The 399-nt window shown below is 64.2% G+C and carries 1 protein-coding gene; it reads left to right on the top strand.

Annotated features, from left to right (window positions below):
- Positions 1 to 399 (top strand): DUF6531 domain-containing protein (locus HU806_RS26280; protein WP_186615813.1); only part of this gene is annotated, 399 nt, incomplete at both ends.

Below are 399 nucleotides of genomic sequence, written 5' to 3'. Positions count from 1 at the left end.
CCAACGGCGATCCCGCCGACAACGCCGACCAAACCCGCACCCATGGCTGCCCGGTGTCGATGGTCACCGGCGAAGAACTGCTGACCCTGGACGATGGCACCCTCGACGGGCGTTTGCCCTTCGTCTTCACCCGTCTTTATCGCACCAGCGCCGCCGACCTGGACATTGGCCTCGGCCGTGGCTGGAGTCATGCCCTGGCCCATCGCCTGTTGATTGAAGGCGAGCAGGTCATCTGGATCGACCAGGAAAACCGTCGCACGACCTTTCCTCGACCGAACCTGCAACGCCCGGCGATCCACAACAGCCTGGCCCGTGCGGCGATTTACCTGAGCAGCGAACCGGACGAACTGATCATCGCCCAACCCGGCGACGGTGCGCCTTTCCTACACTTTCGCGACG

This window comes from Pseudomonas sp. SWRI154, from assembly GCF_014268645.1.
Classification (GTDB): Bacteria; Pseudomonadota; Gammaproteobacteria; order Pseudomonadales; family Pseudomonadaceae; genus Aquipseudomonas; species Aquipseudomonas marvdashtae.
The sequence above is the reverse complement of the archived record's forward strand: the minus strand, read 5'-3'. Positions and strand labels throughout refer to the sequence as shown.